This window comes from Burkholderia semiarida, from assembly GCF_029268935.1.
Lineage (GTDB): Bacteria > Pseudomonadota > Gammaproteobacteria > Burkholderiales > Burkholderiaceae > Burkholderia > Burkholderia semiarida.
The window spans coordinates 448,536-467,099 of the sequence record NZ_JAHLCL010000007.1 but is presented as its reverse complement, the minus strand read 5'-3'; the positions used below and the strand labels follow the sequence as shown (position 1 = coordinate 467,099).

At 68.3% G+C, this 18,564-nt stretch carries 20 protein-coding genes; 6 read left to right on the top strand and 14 right to left on the bottom strand.

Features of this window, described 5'->3' with window-relative positions:
* Nucleotides 1–256: 256 nt before the first annotated feature.
* Both KPB06_RS15170 and KPB06_RS15165 read left to right on the top strand, forming a co-directional pair.
* On the top strand, nucleotides 257–706 hold the full coding sequence (locus KPB06_RS15170; protein ID WP_059585253.1) for a hypothetical protein: 450 nt from the start codon (nucleotides 257–259) through the stop codon (nucleotides 704–706).
* A gap of 241 nt (nucleotides 707–947) precedes the next feature.
* Complete coding sequence (locus tag KPB06_RS15165; RefSeq protein WP_059585252.1) at nucleotides 948–1,535, top strand: BPSL1445 family SYLF domain-containing lipoprotein; 588 nt, start codon at nucleotides 948–950, stop codon at nucleotides 1,533–1,535.
* Between the two features lie 121 nt (nucleotides 1,536–1,656).
* On the opposite strand, the gene KPB06_RS15160 is transcribed toward KPB06_RS15165, so the two are convergent.
* From KPB06_RS15160 to mltG, 9 genes are all read right to left on the bottom strand, one after another.
* Nucleotides 1,657–2,721 (bottom strand): glycosyltransferase family 4 protein, encoded by a 1,065-nt coding sequence (locus tag KPB06_RS15160; protein ID WP_124861790.1) that lies wholly within the window; start codon nucleotides 2,719–2,721, stop codon nucleotides 1,657–1,659.
* A gap of 264 nt (nucleotides 2,722–2,985) precedes the next feature.
* Nucleotides 2,986–4,161: an AAA family ATPase gene (locus KPB06_RS15155; RefSeq protein WP_226231869.1), complete on the bottom strand. Its 1,176-nt coding sequence runs from the start codon at nucleotides 4,159–4,161 to the stop codon at nucleotides 2,986–2,988.
* Between the two features lie 36 nt (nucleotides 4,162–4,197).
* Nucleotides 4,198–5,370 carry a mechanosensitive ion channel family protein gene (locus KPB06_RS15150; RefSeq protein WP_124861793.1) on the bottom strand — a complete coding sequence of 391 codons (1,173 nt, stop codon included), beginning with the start codon at nucleotides 5,368–5,370 and terminating at the stop codon, nucleotides 4,198–4,200.
* Nucleotides 5,371–5,459: 89 nt separating this feature from the next.
* On the bottom strand, nucleotides 5,460–5,816 hold the full coding sequence (locus tag KPB06_RS15145; RefSeq protein WP_059585248.1) for a Rap1a/Tai family immunity protein: 357 nt from the start codon (nucleotides 5,814–5,816) through the stop codon (nucleotides 5,460–5,462).
* Nucleotides 5,817–5,937: 121 nt separating this feature from the next.
* Nucleotides 5,938–6,648 (bottom strand): ankyrin repeat domain-containing protein, encoded by a 711-nt coding sequence (locus KPB06_RS15140; protein WP_060316539.1) that lies wholly within the window; start codon nucleotides 6,646–6,648, stop codon nucleotides 5,938–5,940.
* A 43-nt stretch (nucleotides 6,649–6,691) separates the two neighbouring features.
* Nucleotides 6,692–7,471 (bottom strand): TatD family hydrolase, encoded by a 780-nt coding sequence (locus KPB06_RS15135; RefSeq protein WP_059645574.1) that lies wholly within the window; start codon nucleotides 7,469–7,471, stop codon nucleotides 6,692–6,694.
* Nucleotides 7,472–7,612: 141 nt separating this feature from the next.
* Nucleotides 7,613–8,641 (bottom strand): DNA polymerase III subunit delta', encoded by a 1,029-nt coding sequence (locus KPB06_RS15130; protein WP_059585245.1) that lies wholly within the window; start codon nucleotides 8,639–8,641, stop codon nucleotides 7,613–7,615.
* A 19-nt stretch (nucleotides 8,642–8,660) separates the two neighbouring features.
* Nucleotides 8,661–9,281 (bottom strand): dTMP kinase, encoded by a 621-nt coding sequence (gene tmk / locus KPB06_RS15125; RefSeq protein ID WP_006478605.1) that lies wholly within the window; start codon nucleotides 9,279–9,281, stop codon nucleotides 8,661–8,663.
* On the bottom strand, nucleotides 9,281–10,300 hold the full coding sequence (gene mltG, locus KPB06_RS15120) for an endolytic transglycosylase MltG (protein WP_099316487.1): 1,020 nt from the start codon (nucleotides 10,298–10,300) through the stop codon (nucleotides 9,281–9,283). The genes tmk and mltG overlap by 1 nt, the downstream gene beginning before the upstream one ends.
* A 77-nt stretch (nucleotides 10,301–10,377) precedes the next feature.
* Here mltG and ygfZ point away from each other — a divergent pair, with 77 nt between their 5' ends.
* On the top strand, nucleotides 10,378–11,412 hold the full coding sequence (gene ygfZ, locus KPB06_RS15115) for a CAF17-like 4Fe-4S cluster assembly/insertion protein YgfZ (protein WP_275906153.1): 1,035 nt from the start codon (nucleotides 10,378–10,380) through the stop codon (nucleotides 11,410–11,412).
* A 76-nt stretch (nucleotides 11,413–11,488) separates the two neighbouring features.
* Nucleotides 11,489–12,334, top strand: a complete 846-nt coding sequence (locus tag KPB06_RS15110; RefSeq protein WP_059585242.1) for an NRDE family protein — start codon at nucleotides 11,489–11,491, stop codon at nucleotides 12,332–12,334.
* A gap of 16 nt (nucleotides 12,335–12,350) precedes the next feature.
* On the opposite strand, the gene KPB06_RS15105 is transcribed toward KPB06_RS15110, so the two are convergent.
* From KPB06_RS15105 to KPB06_RS15085, 5 genes are all read right to left on the bottom strand, one after another.
* A complete protein-coding gene (locus KPB06_RS15105) occupies nucleotides 12,351–12,797 on the bottom strand; it encodes a GNAT family N-acetyltransferase (protein WP_060966922.1) in 447 nt (148 codons plus the stop codon).
* A 41-nt stretch (nucleotides 12,798–12,838) separates the two neighbouring features.
* Nucleotides 12,839–13,798 (bottom strand): alpha/beta hydrolase, encoded by a 960-nt coding sequence (locus KPB06_RS15100; protein ID WP_275906152.1) that lies wholly within the window; start codon nucleotides 13,796–13,798, stop codon nucleotides 12,839–12,841.
* 158 nt (nucleotides 13,799–13,956) lie between these two features.
* The gene (locus KPB06_RS15095; protein WP_006483907.1) at nucleotides 13,957–14,436 is read right to left on the bottom strand and encodes a PaaI family thioesterase; all 480 of its coding nucleotides are present in this window, start codon (nucleotides 14,434–14,436) and stop codon (nucleotides 13,957–13,959) included.
* Nucleotides 14,436–14,747 (bottom strand): Dabb family protein, encoded by a 312-nt coding sequence (locus KPB06_RS15090; RefSeq protein WP_059585240.1) that lies wholly within the window; start codon nucleotides 14,745–14,747, stop codon nucleotides 14,436–14,438. The genes KPB06_RS15095 and KPB06_RS15090 overlap by 1 nt, the downstream gene beginning before the upstream one ends.
* A 303-nt stretch (nucleotides 14,748–15,050) precedes the next feature.
* Complete coding sequence (locus tag KPB06_RS15085; RefSeq protein ID WP_143328707.1) at nucleotides 15,051–15,665, bottom strand: trypsin-like peptidase domain-containing protein; 615 nt, start codon at nucleotides 15,663–15,665, stop codon at nucleotides 15,051–15,053.
* Between the two features lie 68 nt (nucleotides 15,666–15,733).
* On the opposite strand from KPB06_RS15085, the gene KPB06_RS15080 reads away from it, so the two are divergent.
* Nucleotides 15,734–15,976 (top strand): hypothetical protein, encoded by a 243-nt coding sequence (locus KPB06_RS15080; protein ID WP_275906151.1) that lies wholly within the window; start codon nucleotides 15,734–15,736, stop codon nucleotides 15,974–15,976.
* Nucleotides 15,977–16,383: 407 nt separating this feature from the next.
* On the top strand, nucleotides 16,384–18,525 hold the full coding sequence (locus tag KPB06_RS15075) for a glucosidase family protein (protein WP_275906150.1): 2,142 nt from the start codon (nucleotides 16,384–16,386) through the stop codon (nucleotides 18,523–18,525).
* Nucleotides 18,526–18,564 lie beyond the last annotated feature (39 nt).

The following is an 18,564-nucleotide window of genomic DNA, read 5'->3' as shown; positions in this document are numbered from 1 at the left end:
CCCGTCTCGAATGCCGCGCACCGCTTCGGCGGGCGCGGCATTTTCATTTTCGTTGCACGCGCATCGACGCGCACACACCGCCTCCCTCCCCGTTTTCCGGCCCGCCGTCCCGACGCCGCCACAGGGGCGGTAATTCGGGTGCGGCAATTCGCCGCGTTTTCTTCTATGATGGCTGCAACGCGGCCCACCCAAGACCAAGAAGCGCCATCGGGCCGCCCTCGAGACGAACGCGCACGCGCGTCAAACGGAGGCCTGGATGGCATGGAGACAACACCGCTGGTTTCGCCGCTGGCTGATCGTGATCGTGTTCTGGGCCGTGCCCGTCGCGATCGTCGCCGTGCGCGAGATCCGCGAGGAAATGGCCTACAACAAGGCCGACCTGCAGCTCGCGCTGACCACCTGGCAGCTCACCGACGCGCAGCAGGCCGCCGGCGCCGCCGCGAAGTGCCGCGGGGATGCCGACGAGGCGCGCGCGGCCGGTTGCCCGGCCGATGTGCTGGCCGCCAACGCGCCGCGCCAGCAGGCGGCTCGCGACGAATACGTCGTGCGCCGCAATACGCTCGCCGGCTACCTGTGGCATGCGTTCGTCGGCTACTGGGTCGTCCCGGCCGCGTTCCTGTTCGCGTGCGGCGTCGTGATCGCGCTGATCCGTCGCGCGCTGCGCCGCCCGCCGATCAAGCCGCCCGTTCCCCCCGTCACGCACTGACACCGGCGCGCCGCGGGCGCCGCCCCTGCAATCGCCCGCACGTTCCCGCACGACGCCCCTGTGCGAGGCATGCGTCGCGCGGGCGCCGCTTCGTCCGTTGGCGCGCCGCGACACCCGCGCGCGATTTGACGCTTTTTCACGTGGCAACGAAAAGTGGCCCTGATCCGCTGTGATATAACTGCCGACGTGATCCGCTCCTTGAGCGAGACTCACTCCGAACATCATCCGATGGAGAACAACGATGCAAAAACGGACTCTTGTGCTCAAAGCCGCCGCCGCGCTCATCGTCGGTAGCCTCGCGCTCACCGGTTGCACCACCACCCCGGACAAGCCGGACAATGCCGCCACCAACGCGTCGAAGCGTCAGTCGATCGACGCGAGCGTCGACGCCACGCTGTCGCGCATGTACTCCACCGTCAAGGGCTCGCGCGAGCTCGTCGCGAAATCGCGCGGCGTGCTGGTCTTCCCCGAAGTGCTCCAGGCCGGCTTCATCGTCGGCGCCCAGTCCGGCAACGGCGCGCTGCGCGTCGGCGGCAGCACCGTCGGCTACTACAACACGTCGTCGCTGTCGGTCGGCCTGCAGGCCGGCGCGCAGTCGAAGGCGGTCGTGTTCCTGTTCATGACGCAGCAGGCGCTCGACGAATTCCGCAGCTCGGACGGCTGGGCAGCCGGCGCCGGCGCATCGGTCGCGCTCGTGAAGATGGGCGCGAACGGCGCGGTCGATTCCAACACGGCCACCGCGCCGATCCAGGTCGTCGTGCTGACGAACGCCGGCCTGATGGGCGACGTGTCGATCAACGGCACCAAGGTCACGAAGCTCAAGATCTGACGTTGACGCACTGCCCGGGCGCTGCGCGCCGGGCATGCGCAAACGGCGATGTCCTCGCGGGCATCGCCGTTTTTTTATCCGCCCGCGCCGCGCGTCAGGTCAGCCAGGCTGATCGGACCGCTCAGGTCGTCGAGTCGATCACCTTGAAGCGCGAGCGCTTCTGCGCGCGGATCACCGACTGGTACACGTCCACGTACTGCTGCGCCATCCGGCGCGACGTGAAGCGCTCCTCGAAGCGCTGCCGTACGCGCGCACGCGGCAGCAGGTGCAGCCGGTTCACCGCGGCCACCGCGCTGATTTCATCCTCGACGATGAACCCCGACACGCCCTCGTCCACCACTTCGGGCACCGCGCCGCGGTTGAATGCGATGACCGGCGTGCCGCACGACATCGCCTCGATCATCACCAGGCCGAACGGCTCCGGCCAGTCGATCGGAAACAGCAGCGCATGCGCGCCCGACAGGAATTCGGCCTTCTCGTGATCGGCGATCTCGCCGATGTATTCGACGTGCGGCAACGCGAAGAGCGGCTTGATCTCGCGGTCGAAGTATTCCTGGTCGGCCGCGTCGATCTTCGCGGCGATCCGGATCGGCAGCCCGCACTGGCGCGCGATGCGGATCGCGGTATCGACGCGTTTTTCCGGCGAGATGCGGCCGAGGAACGCGAGATAGCGCGGCTCGACGGGCTGCGGCATGTACAGCGTATCGGGCAGCCCGTGATAGACGGTCGTCAGCCATTTCGCCTGCGGCAGCGGCTGGCGCTGCGCATTGGAGATCGAGATCACCGGCGCGGTGTTGAAGGTGTCGAACACCGGCTGCTGCTCGGGCAGGTCGAGCCGGCCGTGCAGCGTCGTCACGTAAGGCGTTTCCTGCCGGTTGAAGACCGAGAACGAGTAGTAGTCCATGTGGAAATGGAGCACGTCGAAATCCTTCGCGCGGCGCGCGACCGTCTCCATCAGCAGCATGTGCGGCGCGACCCGGTCGCGGATCGACGAATCGAGCCGCAGCGCGCGCGGCCACACGGGCTCGAGCGTCGCCCGCGTCGTCGAATCGCCGCTCGCGAACAGCGTCACATCGTGGCCCAGGTCGACGAGCGCCTCGGTGATGTAGGACACGACGCGCTCCGTGCCGCCGTACAGCTTCGGCGGCACGGATTCGGTCAGCGGGGCGATCTGGGCAATTCTCATGGTCCACGTCTCCTGTGTCCTGTCCGTTGCGGTACGGCCGGCGGGATTGCGCGCTTGCGTGCGCCCGCCGTGCGTCCATGCGGCGCCGGCCGGCGTGGCGCCAGCCGAATATCTCATTATTATTCGCGATCCCGATGAGCGGAACCGCTGGTCTTTCATTTTTTGGGGGTTGTTACAGACCGGATACATTCGGCCGACCGGTCACGGCCGCCTCGCAGCGGGCCCGGCCGGGCCGGTCACGCCCCAGGGCGCACCGTCAGGCTGTCAACGCGACGGCCACTTCCAGGCCGGCAGGTCGCGCGAGTCGGCATCGACGAGCGCGGTCGCGCCGAGCTGCTTGTCGAGCACCAGCGATTCGCAGCCGGCCTCGCGCTCGAGCGTCGCGATGAGCCGCGCCGCGTGAGACACGACCAGCACCTGCGAACGCCGGGCGGCCTGCGCGATCAGGCGGCCGAGCGCCGGCAGCAGATCGGGATGCAGGCTCGTCTCCGGTTCGTTCAGCACCATCAGCGCCGGCGGCCGCGGCGTCAGCAGCGCGGCCGCGAGCAGCAGGTAACGCAGCGTGCCATCCGACAGCTCGGCCGCCGCCAGCGGCCGCAGCAGCCCCGGCTGGCGCATCAGCACGTCGAAACGGCCGCGGCCGCCCGGGTTGTCGATCTCGACCGACGCACCGGGGAACGCGTCGTCGATCGCCGCGTCGAGCGCCGCGGCATCGCCGATTTCGCGAATCGTCTGCAGCGCGGCGGCCAGGTCGGCGCCGTCGTCCGCGAGCACCGGCGTATGCGTGCCGATGTGCGACTGGCGCGCCGGCGCGTGCGCATCGGTCCGGAAATGGTCGTAGAAGCGCCACGAGCGAATCCGTTCGCGCACCGCGATCATCTCGGGCGCGCCGGTCGGATCGGCGAATTCGGTCATCATGCTGTCGAAGCTCGCGACCGGCTGCGGGATCGTCAGCCAGTCGCCCGACGCGGTACGCGCGCGGATCTGCGCGCCCTGCCGGTCGACCAGCAGCGTGGACGGGCGCAGCACCGCGCCGCCCCAGATGCATTCGCGCTTGACCACCGGGTCGAGCGCGAACTGCGAACGGCTCGGCAATGGCAGGCCGAGATCGATCGCATAGCCGAAATCGTCGCACGCGAAACCGAGCTTCAGGCTCACCGGGCCCTTGCGCACCGTGCCCGTCACCGGCACCTCGCCGGCCAGCATCGCGCGCGAGAAGCGCTCGGGGCCGGCCCACAACGTCGACGGCAAGCCGCCCTCGCGCGCGAGCGACGGGATCACGCGGCCCTGTGCGGTATCGGCGAGCAGCCGCAGCGCGCGGTACACGCTCGACTTGCCGCTGCCGTTCGGGCCCGTGACGACGTTGAGCGCCGCGAGCGGCACGATCAGCTCGCGCAGCGAGCGGTAATTGGCGATGGCAAGCGTCTTCAGCGCGGTCATGGGAACGGGAAATGGCAAGCAGGGGCCGGGCCGCGCTCAGCGGCCTTCGACGGCCTGCGGGTCGGCGGCGGTGTTGGCCGCGGTGCTGGCGGCAGGCGAGCGCACGTGCGGCCGTTCGCGATTCGGCGCATCGGGCGCCGCGTCGTGCGGATACAGCTCCATCCGGCTGCGCGGCAGGCATTGCGGATAGCGGTCCTGCAGATAGGCGATCAACCCTTCGCGCACGCGGCAGCGCAGATCCCAGCACGACGACGAATCGGCCGCGCTGACGAGCGCGCGCAACTGCATCGTGCGCTCCGTCGCGTCGGTCACCTGCAGCACCTGCACGCGGCCGTCCCACTCGGGCGCGGCGTGGACGAGCCGCGCGAGTTCCTCGCGCAGCGGCGCGAGCGGCGTGCGGTAATCGACCGACAGGTAGACGGTGCCGATAATCTCCGCGCTGCTGCGCGTCCAGTTCGTGAACGGGTTCTCGATGATCCACTGCAGCGGCACGACGAGGCGCCGCTGGTCCCACAGCCGCACCGACACGAACGAGCCGGTGATTTCCTCGATACGCCCCCACTCGCCCTGGATCACGACCACGTCGTCGAGCCGGATCGGCTGCGTGAGCGCGATCTGCAACCCGGCAATCAGGTTGCCGAGCACCGGCCGTGCGGCGATACCGGCGACCAGCCCCGCGACGCCGGCCGACGCCAGCAGGCTCGCGCCGATCTGGCGCACGTTCGGGAACGTCATCAGCGCGGCGCCGGTGCCGATGATCACGATCAGCACCATCACGGTCCGCACGAGCACCTTGGCCTGCGTATGGACGCGCCGTGCCTGCAGATTGTCGGCCGTATCGATCGGATGGGCCTGGATGATCGCGTCGCCGACGCCGGCCGCGAGCCGCACCAGCAGCCACGTGAGCGACACGATCGAGCCGACCGCGGCCGCGGTGCGCATGCCGCGCACGAACGACATGCCGTCGTCGGCCTGGATCCACAGGAATTCAAGCGCCAGCAGCGCCAGCACGACGAGCGACGGCTTGTCGATGTAGCGCAGGATCGCGCTCATCAGCGGATACGGCTGCGCGATGCGCTTGACGATGCGTGCGCCGAGGCGGTGCACGACCGTGACGACCAGTATGACGATGACCGACACGCCCAGCGTGCCGAGCCACGAATGCAGCGGCGCATCGGCGATGCGCTGCAGTTCCTCGATTGAAATCATCGGCGCCCTCGAGTGATGAAGCCCACTGGCTTCGTCCTGGATGCGTCGGCGACGCCCGGGCCGCGCACGCGCCCGGACACGGCGTCAGATCAGCTGCCGTTCCTGCAGGGAAACGCCTTGCCGAGACCGAGCGACACCGCGGTGCTCGCGTTGTAGTCGGCCAGCTTCGGATTTTCCGCGATGTACTTGCGCACCGCGTCCGTCATCTGTTGCGCCCGGATGTCGGGCGGCAGGCAGAAATACTGGCCGACGCGCGGCCCCGTGGTGCCGCCGATCGCATCGATCGTGTTGTAGACGCCGTCGGCGGCGCCTTCGATATAGGCCGCGCACGACGCCCGCGACTTGACGTCCGTCTTCGCGCACAGCCGGTCGAGATCCGCGCCCGTGAAAGCCGCCGCCGACAACGGCACGGCAAACGCCGCGGCACAAAACATTGCGCGCAACATGGTGTTCCTTCTTATGTCAAGGCGGCCCGAGACCGCCTGCTGCGTTGGCCGGTGCGGCAACGGATGCCCTGCTCCGCCCGGAAGCCGGCTGGCCGGACAGGCGCCGCCGCACCAAAAACCGTTATTTTGCACTCTTTTGAGCATCTGCCGGCGTGCCCGCACCGATACGCGTCGTCCGCTTGCTCAGGATCTCGATCGCGTCCGGCGCGTTGTAGTGCTTCGCGAACTCGAGCGCGGTGATGCCGAGCTGGTTCTTCACCTGCGGATCCGCGCCCTGGTCGAGCAGCAGCGTGACCGTCGACGCATGATTGCCGCGCGCGGCCATCATCAGCGGCGTCGTGCCGTTCGGCGATGCGGTGTCGATGTACGCGTCGTGGTCGAGCAGCACCTTGACGACCGCGTCCTGGCCGTTGGTCGCCGCGTAGTGCAGCGGCGCCCAGCCCTTCTTGCTGACTTCCGCGCCCTTGTCGATCAGCAGCTTGACGAGGCCGAGGTCGCCGTTCAGCGATGCGAGCATCAGCGCGTTTTCGCCGGCCTTGTCTTCCTTCTCGAGATCGACGTTCGGCGTCGTCGCGATCGCGGCCGCGACCTTGTCGGACTTCTCGCGCGCGGCGATCACGAGGATCGGGTCGCCGTTCGGCGCGAGGGTGTTCGGATCGAGCTTGCCGCTCTTGAGCTGCTTGCCGATATCGGCGATGTCGTCGAACTTGACGGCCTTGACGATCGCGTCGAGCGACTCGGCATGCGCGCCGGCGGCGGCGAACAGGCCGCTCGCGACGAATGCGGCGGCAACGAGGGCGCGTTTGGACAGATGGTTGGTCGGCTTCGTCATTGTTGTGGGCTCCTTCCCTGGGTTGTCGGCTGCGCGCGCGTCGTTAGCGGGCGATCTTGAACAGCCGGAAAAAGTTCTGCGTCGTCGCATCGGCGAGCGCCTCGACGGCGATCCCGCGCTCGGATGCGATAAAGCGTCCGACATGGCTGACGTACGCAGGTTCATTCGGCTTGCCGCGATACGGCACCGGCGCGAGGTACGGCGAGTCGGTCTCAATCAGCAGCCGGTCGAGCGGCACGCGCCGCGCGACGTCCTGCACGTCGGTCGCGTTCTTGAACGTGACGATGCCCGACAGCGAGATATGGAAGTTCTGCGCGAGCGCCTGCTCGGCGACCGGCCACGGCTCGGTGAAGCAGTGCATCACGCCGCCCGGCACGTCCGCGCGCTCCTCGGCCATGATCCGCAGCGTGTCTTCCGACGACGCGCGCGTGTGGATGATCAGCGGCTTCATCGTCGCGCTCGCCGCGCGGATGTGCGTGCGAAAACGCTCGCGCTGCCATTCCATGTCGGCGATCGAGCGGCCTTCGAGGCGGTAGTAGTCGAGGCCGGTTTCGCCGATCGCGACGACCTTCGGGTGCGCGGCCAGCTCGACGAGCTCCGCGAGCGTCGGCTCGCGCGCGTCCTCGTGATCGGGATGGACGCCGACCGACGCGTACACGTTGTCGTGCGCTTCGGCGATCGCGAGCACGTCCGGCAGCGTCTCGAAATCGACCGACACGCACAGCGCATGCGTGACGTCGTGCTCGCGCATGTTCTCGAGAACGGCCGGCAGGCGGTCGGCCAGGCCCTTGAAATTGATGTGGCAGTGAGAGTCGACGAACATCGTGTTTCCTGAATACGTGAGACGGGCGCTCATGCGCCCGCCGGCTGGCGGCACCGGGCGACGTGCGCGGGCCGGGCGGCCACGGCCGCGCCGCAGCGGGACCCGTTCATCGTTTCGCAACCCATCGGAAACAATGCCGGATCAAGCGAACATTTCCCGATATCCGAGAAACAATTCCTCGAATACGAGCCGCGCGTTGAGCGGATGGTTCTCGACCGTCCGCTGCCGCGTCACGGCTTTCATGAAGCGCGCGAATGCGTTCGCGTCGACCGCTTCCGCGCAGCGCGCCAAGGCGGCCGCGTGCGTCGGGAAGTAGCGCGGCGCGCCGGCCATCCGCTGCGCGAGCAGATCGTACAGCCAGCGCTGCAGCCAGCCGAGCACCAGCGGCACCGGCAGCTTCTGCAGCGTCTCGCCGCATGCGAACGGGTCGCACGCCGCGCCGGCCGCGAGTTGCCCGAGCGTGTAGTCGCGCAGCGGGCGATTCTCGTCGCTCGCGAGCGCCAGCGCGGCGAGCGGCGCGCCGCCGGCTTCGGCGAGCAGCGCGCTGGCGTGGTCGACGCCCTGCGCCGCGAGCCACGCGGCGGCCGCCTCCGGCGCCGGCACGGTCATCGGCCACTGGCGGCAGCGGCTGATGATCGTCGGCAACAGGCGGTCGATGCGCGCCGATACGAGCAGGAACACGACGCCGGGCGGCGGCTCCTCCAGTGTTTTCAGCAGCGCGTTCGACGCGGCGACATTGAGCGCCTCGGCCGGATACAGCACGACGACGCGCGCGCCGCCGCGGTGCGAGCCGACCCCGCAGAAGTCGAGCAGCGCCCGCACCTGCTCGATCTTGATTTCCTTGCTCGGCGCCCGCGTCTTCTTGCCGCCTTCGTCCGCGTCGGCCGGCTTCGCGTCGTCGGCCGCGCCCGGCGCCTCGCCCGCCAGCGCCTCGGGCAGCACGATCCGGTAGTCCGGATGGTTGCCCTGCGAGAACCAGTTGCAGGCCGCGCAGGCGCCGCACGGCTCGCCGTTCGGCTGCGGCGATTCGCACAGGAAGCCCTGCGCGAGATGCTGCGCGAACTGCAGCTTGCCGATCCCGGCCTGACCGTGCAGCAGCAGCGCATGCGGCCATTGCGCGCGCAGTTGCTGCAGGCGGTTCCAGTCGTCGGTTTGCCACGGATAGATCATGGGGTGCGTTCCTTGCGGGTTACAGCGCGGCGAGCACGCGTTCGAGCTGCTGGCGGATCTCGGGAATCGATCGCGTCGCGTCGACGATCGCGAAGCGGTGCGGCGCCTCCTCCGCCCGCCGCAGATATTCGGCGCGCGTACGCGAGAAGAACGCATCGGATTCGCTTTCGAACTTGTCGGGCATGCGCGCGGCGCCGCGACGCTCGCTCGCCACCTGCGGCGCAACGTCGAACAGCACCGTGAGATCGGGCTGGAAACCGCCCTGCACCCAGCGCTCGAGCGTCTCGAGCTTGTCGCGCGGCAACCCGCGCCCGCCGCCCTGGTACGCGAACGTCGCGTCGGTGAAGCGATCGGACACGACCCAGTCGCCGCGCGCGAGCGCCGGCTCGATCACGAGCGCGAGGTGCTCGCGACGCGCGGCGAACATCAGCAGCGCTTCCGTCTCGAGATCCATCGGCTGGTTCAGCAGGATCTCGCGCAGTTTCTCGCCGAGCTGCGTGCCGCCCGGCTCGCGGGTGACGACGACCTGCCGGCCGGCCGCGGCCAGCCGGCCCTGGAGGCGTTCGCAGAACCATTGCAGGTGGGTGGTCTTCCCCGCCCCGTCGATGCCTTCGAACGTGATGAATTTACCGCTCGCCATTATTGACCTCGTATGTACTTGTCCACGGCCTTGTTGTGGTCGCCGAGCGTGTCCGAGAACACGCTCGTGCCGTCGCCCTTCGCGACGAAATAGAGCGCGCTCGTCGGGGCCGGATTGATCGCCGCCTGCAGCGCGGCGACACCCGGCAACGCGATCGGCGTGGGCGGCAACCCGCGTCGGGTGTAGGTATTGTAGGGAGTGTCGGCCTGCAGGTCGCGCTTGCGCAGACGGCCGTCGTACGCGTCGCCGAGCCCGTAGATCACCGACGGATCGGTCTGCAGCGGCATGCCGATGCGCAGCCGGTTCGCGAACACGGCCGCGACGAACGCACGGTCGGCCGCATGGCCGGTTTCCTTCTCGACGATCGACGCGATCGTCAGCATTTCGTAAGGCGACTTGTACGGCAGCCCCGGCGTGCGCGCGGCCCAGGCCTCGTCGACGCGCGCCTGCATCAGGCGGTATGCGCGCCGGTAGATGTTCAGGTCGCTCGTGCCCTTGTCGAACAGGTAGGTGTCGGGGAAGAACAGCCCCTCGCCGCTGCCGCGCTGCACCGCGCTCTCCGGCGCGCCGATCGCGCGCAGCAGCTCGGCGTCGCTCATGCCGGCCGTCGCGTGCGTGAGATCGGGGTTCGCGTCGAGCTCCGCGCGCATCCGCTTGAAGGTCCAGCCTTCGATGACGGTCGCGACGTACTCGTTCACGTCGCCGCGCGCGATCTTCTGCAGCACGTCATACGGCGTGATGCCGGTCTTGAATTCGTAGTTGCCCGATTTGAGCCGGCTCGACAGCCCGAGCACGCGCGTCATCGCGACGAACGCGAACGGCTCGACCGGCACGCCGCCGCGCTCGAGCTGCAGCGCGACGCTCTTCACGCTGCTGCGCGGCTTGATCGTGACGTCGAGCGACGCCGAGCCCAGCAACAGCGGCCGGGTCGCCCAGTAATACCCGCCGCCCGCGCCGGCAGCGGCCACAACGACGGCCAGCGCCACGATCGTCGCGGCGCATTTCTTCAGTAGGGACATGGAAACGTGACTCAGGTAAGACCCATATAATACTTGCTCGCCTCCGTCAAAGTCAGGGTTGACTGTTCCCTCATTCCATGAGCACACCGTTCGCTTCACCGGCTGCCCAGGCCGCATCCGCCTCGCTCCCCGTTTTCCCCCGCCCGTCGGCCGCCGATTTCGATGCGCCGGCCGCCTGCATGCCGCTGCCGCAGTTCGGCGTGATCGACGTGGCCGGCGACGACGCCGCGACGTTCCTGCACAGCCAGCTCACCAACGACGTCGAGCATCTCGATGCCGGCAGCGCGCGGCTGTCCGGGTACTGCTCGCCGAAGGGCCGGCTGCTCGCGTCGTTCCTCGCGTGGCGCGCCGGCCACGACGTGCGCCTGCTCGTGTCGAAGGACGTGCAGCCGGCCGTGCAGAAGCGGCTGTCGATGTTCGTGCTGCGCGCGAAGGCGAAGCTGACGGACGCGAGCGACACGCTCGCGGTGGCCGGCTTCGCGGGCGACGTGCGCGACGCGCTGTCGGGCATCTTCGATGCGCTGCCCGACGGCGTGCACGTGAAGGTCGACGGCCCGGCCGGCGCGCTGATCCGCGTGCCCGATGCGGCCGGCCGCAAGCGCTATTTGTGGATCGGCCCGCGCGCCGAAGTCGACGCGCGCGTCGCCGCGCTCGCCGGCACGCTGCCCGTCGTGTCGCCCGCCGTGTGGGACTGGCTCGACGTTCGCGCGGGCGAGCCGCGCATCACGCAGCCGGCCGTCGAACAGTTCGTGCCGCAGATGGTCAACTTCGACGTGATCGGTGCCGTTAACTTCAGGAAAGGGTGCTACCCGGGCCAGGAAGTGGTGGCGCGCAGCCAGTACCGCGGCACGATCAAGCGCCGCACCGCGCTCGCGCACGTCGCCGGCGAGACCGATACCGTGCATGCCGGCGTCGAGCTGTTCCACAGCGACGATCCGGGCCAGCCGTGCGGGATGATCGTCAACGCGGCGGCCGCGCCGGCGGGCGGCGTCGACGCGCTCGTCGAGATCAAGCTCGCCGCGCTCGACAGCGGCACGGTGCACCTCGGTTCGGCCGACGGCCCGGCGCTCGCGTTCGACGCGCTGCCGTACGCGTGGCCGACCGAAGCCTGATGCACCGACAACCCGTTCGCGCGCCGGCTCGCGAGTCGCAGCCGGCGCGCGACGTTTCCTGCGAGAGATTCGCCCGATGTGTCTGATTGCCTTCGACTGGCAGCCCGATGCCGCCGCCGGTCCCGTCTTTACCCTCGTGGCCAATCGCGACGAGTTCTTTCGCCGGACCAGCGCGCCGCTCTCGTGGTGGGAAGACGTGCCGGGCGTATTGGCCGGCCGCGACCTCGAGGCCGGCGGCACGTGGCTCGGCGTCTCGCGCGACGGCCGCTTCGCCGCGCTGACCAACTACCGCGCGCCGTTCGACATCCGCGCGGGCGCGCCGACCCGCGGCAAGCTGGTATCCGATTTTCTCGGCGGCACGCCGGTCGCGCCGCTCGACTATCTCGCGCAGCTTGCCGAGCATGCGGCCGTCTACAACGGCTTCAACCTGCTCGTCGGCGACTGGCGCCGGCGCGAACTCGCATGGTTCTGCAACCGCGCGCCGGAGGGCGAAAGCCGGGTCGCCGCGCCCGTCGCGATCGAGCCGGGCGTGCATGCGCTGTCGAATGCACGGCTCGATACGCCCTGGCCCAAAGTGGTGCGCAAGCGCGCGGAGCTCGGCACGCTGCTCACCGACAATCCGACCCCGTCGCTCGACGAACTGATCGCGCTGATGCGCGACCCGCACGTCGCGGACGACGACGCACTGCCGCACACGGGCATTCCGATCGAGCGCGAGCGCGCGCTGTCGGCCGCGTTCATCGAGACGCCCGAATACGGCACGCGCGGCACGACCGCGCTGCGCGTCACGATGAAGGAAGGCGTGCGGCTGACGGTCGAGGTCAAGGAGCGCAGCGACGACGACGGCTCGCACCGCACCGTGCGCCCGGGCGCGTTCGAGCGCGCGTTCACGTTCGATATCGACGCGGCGCGCCCGCGCTGAGCGCACGCGTGGCGTGCTACGGCGCGCGCGCCATCTCGACGTGCGGCACGCCGGCTTCGACGAACGGTTCGCCGACCGCCGCGAAGCCGTGCCGCAGATAGAACGACACCGCCGAATCCTGCGCGTACAGCCGCACGACGGCTTCGCCGCGGCGCCGCGCGGCGTCCAGCAGCGCATTCAGCACGGCCGACCCGACGCCCTGCCCGCGCACGTCGGCCAGCACCGCGACGCGGCCGATCGTGCCGGACGGCAGCAGCCGCCCCGTCGCGACCGCGCGGCGCAGCCCGGTCGCCGCGTCGGTCCGGTACGCGACCGCATGCAGCGACAGCGGATCGTCGTCGTCGAGTTCCCATTCCGGCGGAATCTGCTGCTCGCGCACGAACACCGCGTCGCGGATCCGCGCAGCGTCGCCGCCCAGTACCGTCCAGTCGCCCGTTTCCACCGCGCCCACGCCGTTCGTCATCGCCATCCTCCCGCGGCGTGCGCGCCGTCAGGCGCTCGCCGTCAAACCTCGTCGAATGCGGCCTTCAGCGCCGCGACCGCATCGGCATGCGCGGCCCGCACCTCGGGCACGTAGCCGCCCATCTTGAAAAATTCGTGGATCATCCCCGGATAGCAGACCAGCGTGACCGCGTTGCCGGCCGCGCGCAACTTGTCCGCGTACGCGGCGCCCTCGTCGCTCAGCGGATCGTACTCGGCCGTCGCGATCCACGCCGGCGCGACACCCGCGAACGACGGCGCGCCGCGCGTACCGTCGAGCGGCGCGAAACGCCAGTCGTCGCGATCGGCCCGATCGCGCACGTATTGCGTGAAGAACCACTGGATCGTGTCCTGCGTCAGCAGGTAGCCGCTCGCGAGCCGCGCGTGCGATTCGGTGTCCTGGTGGCCCGTCACGCCCGGGTAGATCAGCAGCTGCAGCGCAAGACGAATGCCCGCGTCGCGCGCGAGCACCGCGCAGACCGTCGCGAGCGTGCCGCCCGCGCTGTCGCCGCCGACCGCCAGCCGCGCGGCGTCGATGCCGAACGTGGCGGCCTCGCGATGCAGCCACTGCAATGCGTCGTCCGCGTCGTTCACCGCGGTCGGAAACTTGTGTTCGGGCGCGAGCCGGTAGCCGACCGACAGCACCGCGCAGTGCGCGTCGTGCGCGAACATCCGGCACAGCGCATCGTGCGTATCGACGCTGCCGACCGTGAAGCCGCCGCCGTGGTAGTACACGAGCGCGGGCAGCGGCTCCGCGAGGCTCGGCGCGACCGGCAGATACAGCCGCGCGCCGATCGTGCGGCCGTCGCGCGTCGGCACGACGCATTCCTCCACCGCATGCATCGGCGCCGGCGCGACGTCGAGGATCGGCGCGCTCTTCTCGTACGCGGCGCGCGCCTGCTGCGGCGTCTGATGGTGATACGACGGGCGTTTCGCGCGCTCGATCATGTCGAGCACCTGGGCGATCTTCGGATTCAGCGGCATCGGTGTGGACGGCGCCGGTGCGGCGTCGTGAACGGGCAAGCGTCACATGATGCCACGCGCGCGCCGGGCAGGCGCGCCGTGCCATGTACCGCCATCCCGTGCTCCAAAACGGAATAGCCCTGCCGCATCGAAGAGACAGGGCCGTGCGTGGCGGGTGCTTACGCGTCGCTCGGGCCGGGCTGCGCGTCCGGCGCCGTGCGCGAGCGTTGCCGCTTGATGTCCCGGCCGACCGCGAGCCGGCGCATGTACTTGAACGTGCCGAGCGCCTTCGCGACGAAATTGCCGTCGCTGTCGCGCACTTCGCCTTCGCAGTAGGCCATCGTCGTCGAGCGATGCATCACGCGCCCGTAAGCGCGCAGCTCGCCGCGGCCCGGCTGCATGAAGTTCACCTTCATCTCGACCGTGACGACGCCGACGCCGTCGTCGGTCAGGCTGCGCGCAGCCATTGCGAGCGCGATATCGGCGAGCGTCATCGTCACGCCGCCGTGCGCGATGCTCCACGTGTTCATGTGCCGCTCCTCGAGCGGCAGCACGATCTCGCTCGCGCCATCCTTCGCGGACACGAGCTGCACGCCGAGCAGATCGACGAACGGGCTTTCGATCGACGGGCCTTCCGTCGGAGTTGCCGCGTCGCTCATCACGCGTTGTCGACGATGTAGTCGACGCACTCGCGCGATTCGGCCACCGCGACGACGAATTTCTTCACTTCCTGGTGAACCGGATGCACCTGGTATGCGTCGAGCGCGGCCTTGTCGGCGAAATCGGAGACGAGCACGATGTCGGCGGTCGCATCGAGGCCCGGCGTCGCCACGCCGACGTCGATCTGCAGCGTGCCCGGCACGAGGTCACGGCAGCCTTCGAGCTTTTCCTTCAGCTTCAGCGCGTTCTGCGCGCGCGTCGCGCCTTCGGCCGATTCCTTCAACTTCCACATGACGATATGTCTGATCACTTCGTTCGCTCCTGTTCGTGTTGGTTCGGCGATTGGCCTGTCGTCCTTGGCAGCCGGGCACTTTACACCCTTCCGCCGTTCGCTCACGGTCACCCTCCTGCCCGGCATCAGGATCCGACAAGCTCGCGCAGGCGACAAGCCTACCAAACTTGCCGATGGCAATGGACGGTATCTTGAGGTCGGCACGTGCGTTGCGACGCTCCGGCGCCTGTCGACTCGGTTCGCGTTCCGGCGCCCCAATGCAAAAGCCCCGAGCGCGCTTGCACCCAGGGCCTTGACAGCGTCACATTCGACCACGCCGAACTAATCCCAAACCAGGTTCTCGAACGGCGTGAACCATCCATACGTTCTTGAGCTGACCACGACTTTCCCGCCGTACACGCCGTAGCAAACGTCCTTGCTATCCACGTTTCCCACCACGGGCGCGCCACTGTCACCCGGTTGGGTCTGCGCGTCGCCGTCCAGGTTGAGCAGGACGACGTTCTTGACCTTATCGTTGGTGCCAGGCACCGTGATATCCGCATCCGCCTCGGCAACCGAGCAATTCACGAGACCGGAGAGCGCACCTTGCAACCACAAACGCTGGCCCTTTACGGGACGAACGTTTGAGCCGAACTCCACCGGCTTTTTACCACTGTCCGTCCATATCTCATTGGCCGTTGCCTTGACTCCCGACAACACCGTCACGAGGGCGATATCCTGATTTTCCTCGAGGAAGTTGATGAGCAGATCGCCCACGTGGTTTGCGTCATCGGGCTGACCCACCTTCACATCCTTCTTTCCGAACACATGGCCCGCCGTCGCAAAGCACGTGCCGCCGTCATATTCCACGACCAGACCTAAAGTGCCGATCTTGCTGGGGGTCACAATTTTGATCCCGCCGACCAAAGGGCGAACTTTGAGATTGTTTGCAGGCATCACGGACTCCGCTAACGGTTGAAAAAAGCGATTGATCATTGCCAGACGACTATCAAGAACGTTGAAACATGACGCTTGTGAACCTTGGACTGTCTAGCGATCAATCGACGATCCGTCGCCGTGCGGCACAGGCGCAGGAACACGGTTTGCTCGGCCTCGCGCGTACCGCGATTTGCATGTCGGCCTGTCACGACACTGCCCGACACAACGCGGCGATTCATTTCCTGTTGGGCATCAATGCCCGGCCCGGCATCGTATTTCCGGTCGTTTTGTCACCGGATATCCGGAGTACGTTAATTCGAATCCATTGAATCGCACATTTTACCGAAGCGACTGGCAATAATTTCATCCCATTTTTCAATTCAACATTAGAAAACAAAAACATTATTGACTTCGACTTTCCGGTAAATTTAGAATCGCCTACGACGGCTTACGTATCATTTTCCGCGCCGCCCCGGATTCGCCGCTCACCTGCGCGAAGGCCCGTCTCATCGCCTTTCCCGCGGGGCATCGACGCACACCTCTGCCGTTTTCAGCTTTCGGCATTTATCGGCCAACCGGTTATTTGCCAACCTGTTTTCCTTTCGAAGAAGCGCAACACCCCGTTTTAATTCCCGCCATTCGCCGCAATGAATGCAAAACGGGATCAGACGGACCCAAGATCCGTCGATTGGAACATCCAGATAAAAAATCGCGAGTCATCAGGAGGGACATCAACATGCATCGCCTTGCGAAGTCGCTGTGTCTCGGGCTCGTCTGCGCCGGCCTGCTGTCGGCCTGCAACGACGACGACGTCAAATCGAACAACCCGCCGTCGAACACCGCCGCGTTGTCGTTCCGCATGGACACCGGCGGCCAGATCAACGCGTTCTACCGGCAGGACAAGGTCGCCGCGCATCTGCTGGCGCGCTCGTCCACGAAGCCGCGTCTGCTCGTGGTCTTCCCCGCCGGCAATAGCGGCACCGGGCTGTGGTTCGACGACACCGCGCAGCCGGTGAACTGGAGCCTCGACACGCCGCCGGCCGCACTGTCGGCCCCGGACGCGCACGGCCGTCCGCTGTACGGCATCGGCGCCGACGTGTCGGTCGATACCGCTACGCTGACGATCCGCCAGGGCGTGCTCAGCAACGTGCGCTTCCTGCGCGACTTCAACGGCGGCGCGACGATTCCGCCGCAGATCCTCACCGCGCCGACGGTCCAGGGTAGCACCGCGCAATGGCAACGCGACCGGCTCGACGGCGCGCCCGGCTATGCGCTACGCATCACGCTGCGCGACGGCGGCAGCATCGCGCCGGCGGCCGGCGGCAAGCTCGTGCTGAACGCACCGGCCGGCTCGCACACGCTGAAGCTGCACATCGATGCGCTGTCGGGCGAGACGCCGCTGTCGCCGATCACGCACGCCAACCTGTTCGCGCCGTCCGTGAACCCCGACCCGGTCAGCCAGAACGTGCTCGAATTCCTGAGCTTCAACGACAAGCTGCTGGCCGGCTCGTGGCAGTACGACACGTACTTCGGCCGCGACACGCTGATCTCGGTCCGCATGCTGATGCCCGTGCTCGAACCGGCGGCGATCGAGGCCGGGCTGTCGTCGGTGCTGAGCCGCCTGTCGGCCGACGGCAAGGTCGCGCACGAGGAAGGCATTGGCGAGTTCGCGCTGGTCGACAACCAGAAGAACGGGCGGCCGAACGATGCGACACCGACCTACGACTACAAGATGATCGACAGCGACTACCTGCTCGCACCGATCGCCGCCGCGTGGCTGATCGACGACACGCGCGGCCAGGCCCGCGCGGCCGCGTACCTGGCGCAGCGCGGCAGCGACGGGCAGACCAACGGCAGCCGCCTCGTCGTCAACCTGCTGCACGTCGCGACGACCGCGCAGCCGTTCGCACAGCAACCGTCGGTGGCAAACCTGATCCACCTGCGGCCCGGCGAAATCGTCGGCAACTGGCGCGACAGCACCGACGGCCTCGGCGGCGGCGTGTACCCGTACGACGTGAACGCGGTGCTCGTGCCGGCCGCGCTGCGCGCCGCGAACGCGTTCCTCGCCCGCGGCCTGCTCGATCCGTATCTCGATGCGCAGCAACGCGCGACGCTCGCCAACACGGCGAACGAAGCGGCCACATGGGAAACGCAGGCGCCGCCGCTGTTCCAGGTCAGCGTGCCGGCCGCGCAGGCGGCCACCGACGTGTCGGCCTATGCGCCATCCGCCGGCGTGCCGGCCGGCGCCGCGCCCAACGCACCGCTGGCCTTCTACGCGCTGTCGCTCGACCAGCAGGGCAACCCGATTCCGGTGATGCATTCGGACGGCGGCTTCGCGCTGCTGTTCGGCACGCCGCCGGACGATCAGCTCCAGCGGATCGTCGGCGACGTCACGCGGCCGTTCCCGACCGGGCTCGTGACCGATGCCGGGATGCTGATCGCGAACCCCGCGTATGCGAGCCCGTCGCTGTGGCCGAAGTTCACGAGCTCCGCGTATCACGGCACGGTAGTCTGGTCGTGGCAGCAGGCGATGTGGGTGGCCGGGCTCGATCGCCAGCTAGCGCGCCAGGACCTGTCGGCCACGACACGCACGCTGCTCGCGCAGGCGCGGCAGACGATCTGGCAGGTGATCTCGAACGGACGCGACATGCGCACGTCGGAAATGTGGACGTGGTCCTACGTGAACGGCAAGTACCAGACCGACGCATTCGGCACGCGCAGCGCCGATGCGACCGAAGCCAACGCGGCGCAACTCTGGAGTACGACGTATCTCGCGATCCGCGACCCGCAGCAGCGCGCGGGCAAGTACTGGTGGCAGGCGTCGCAGCCGATGCAGGACGAACGATCGAAGCAGGCGACGGCCGTGGCGTCGCGCTAGCGCGTCGCCACGCGCGTGCAGGCCGGCACCGGCACCGGC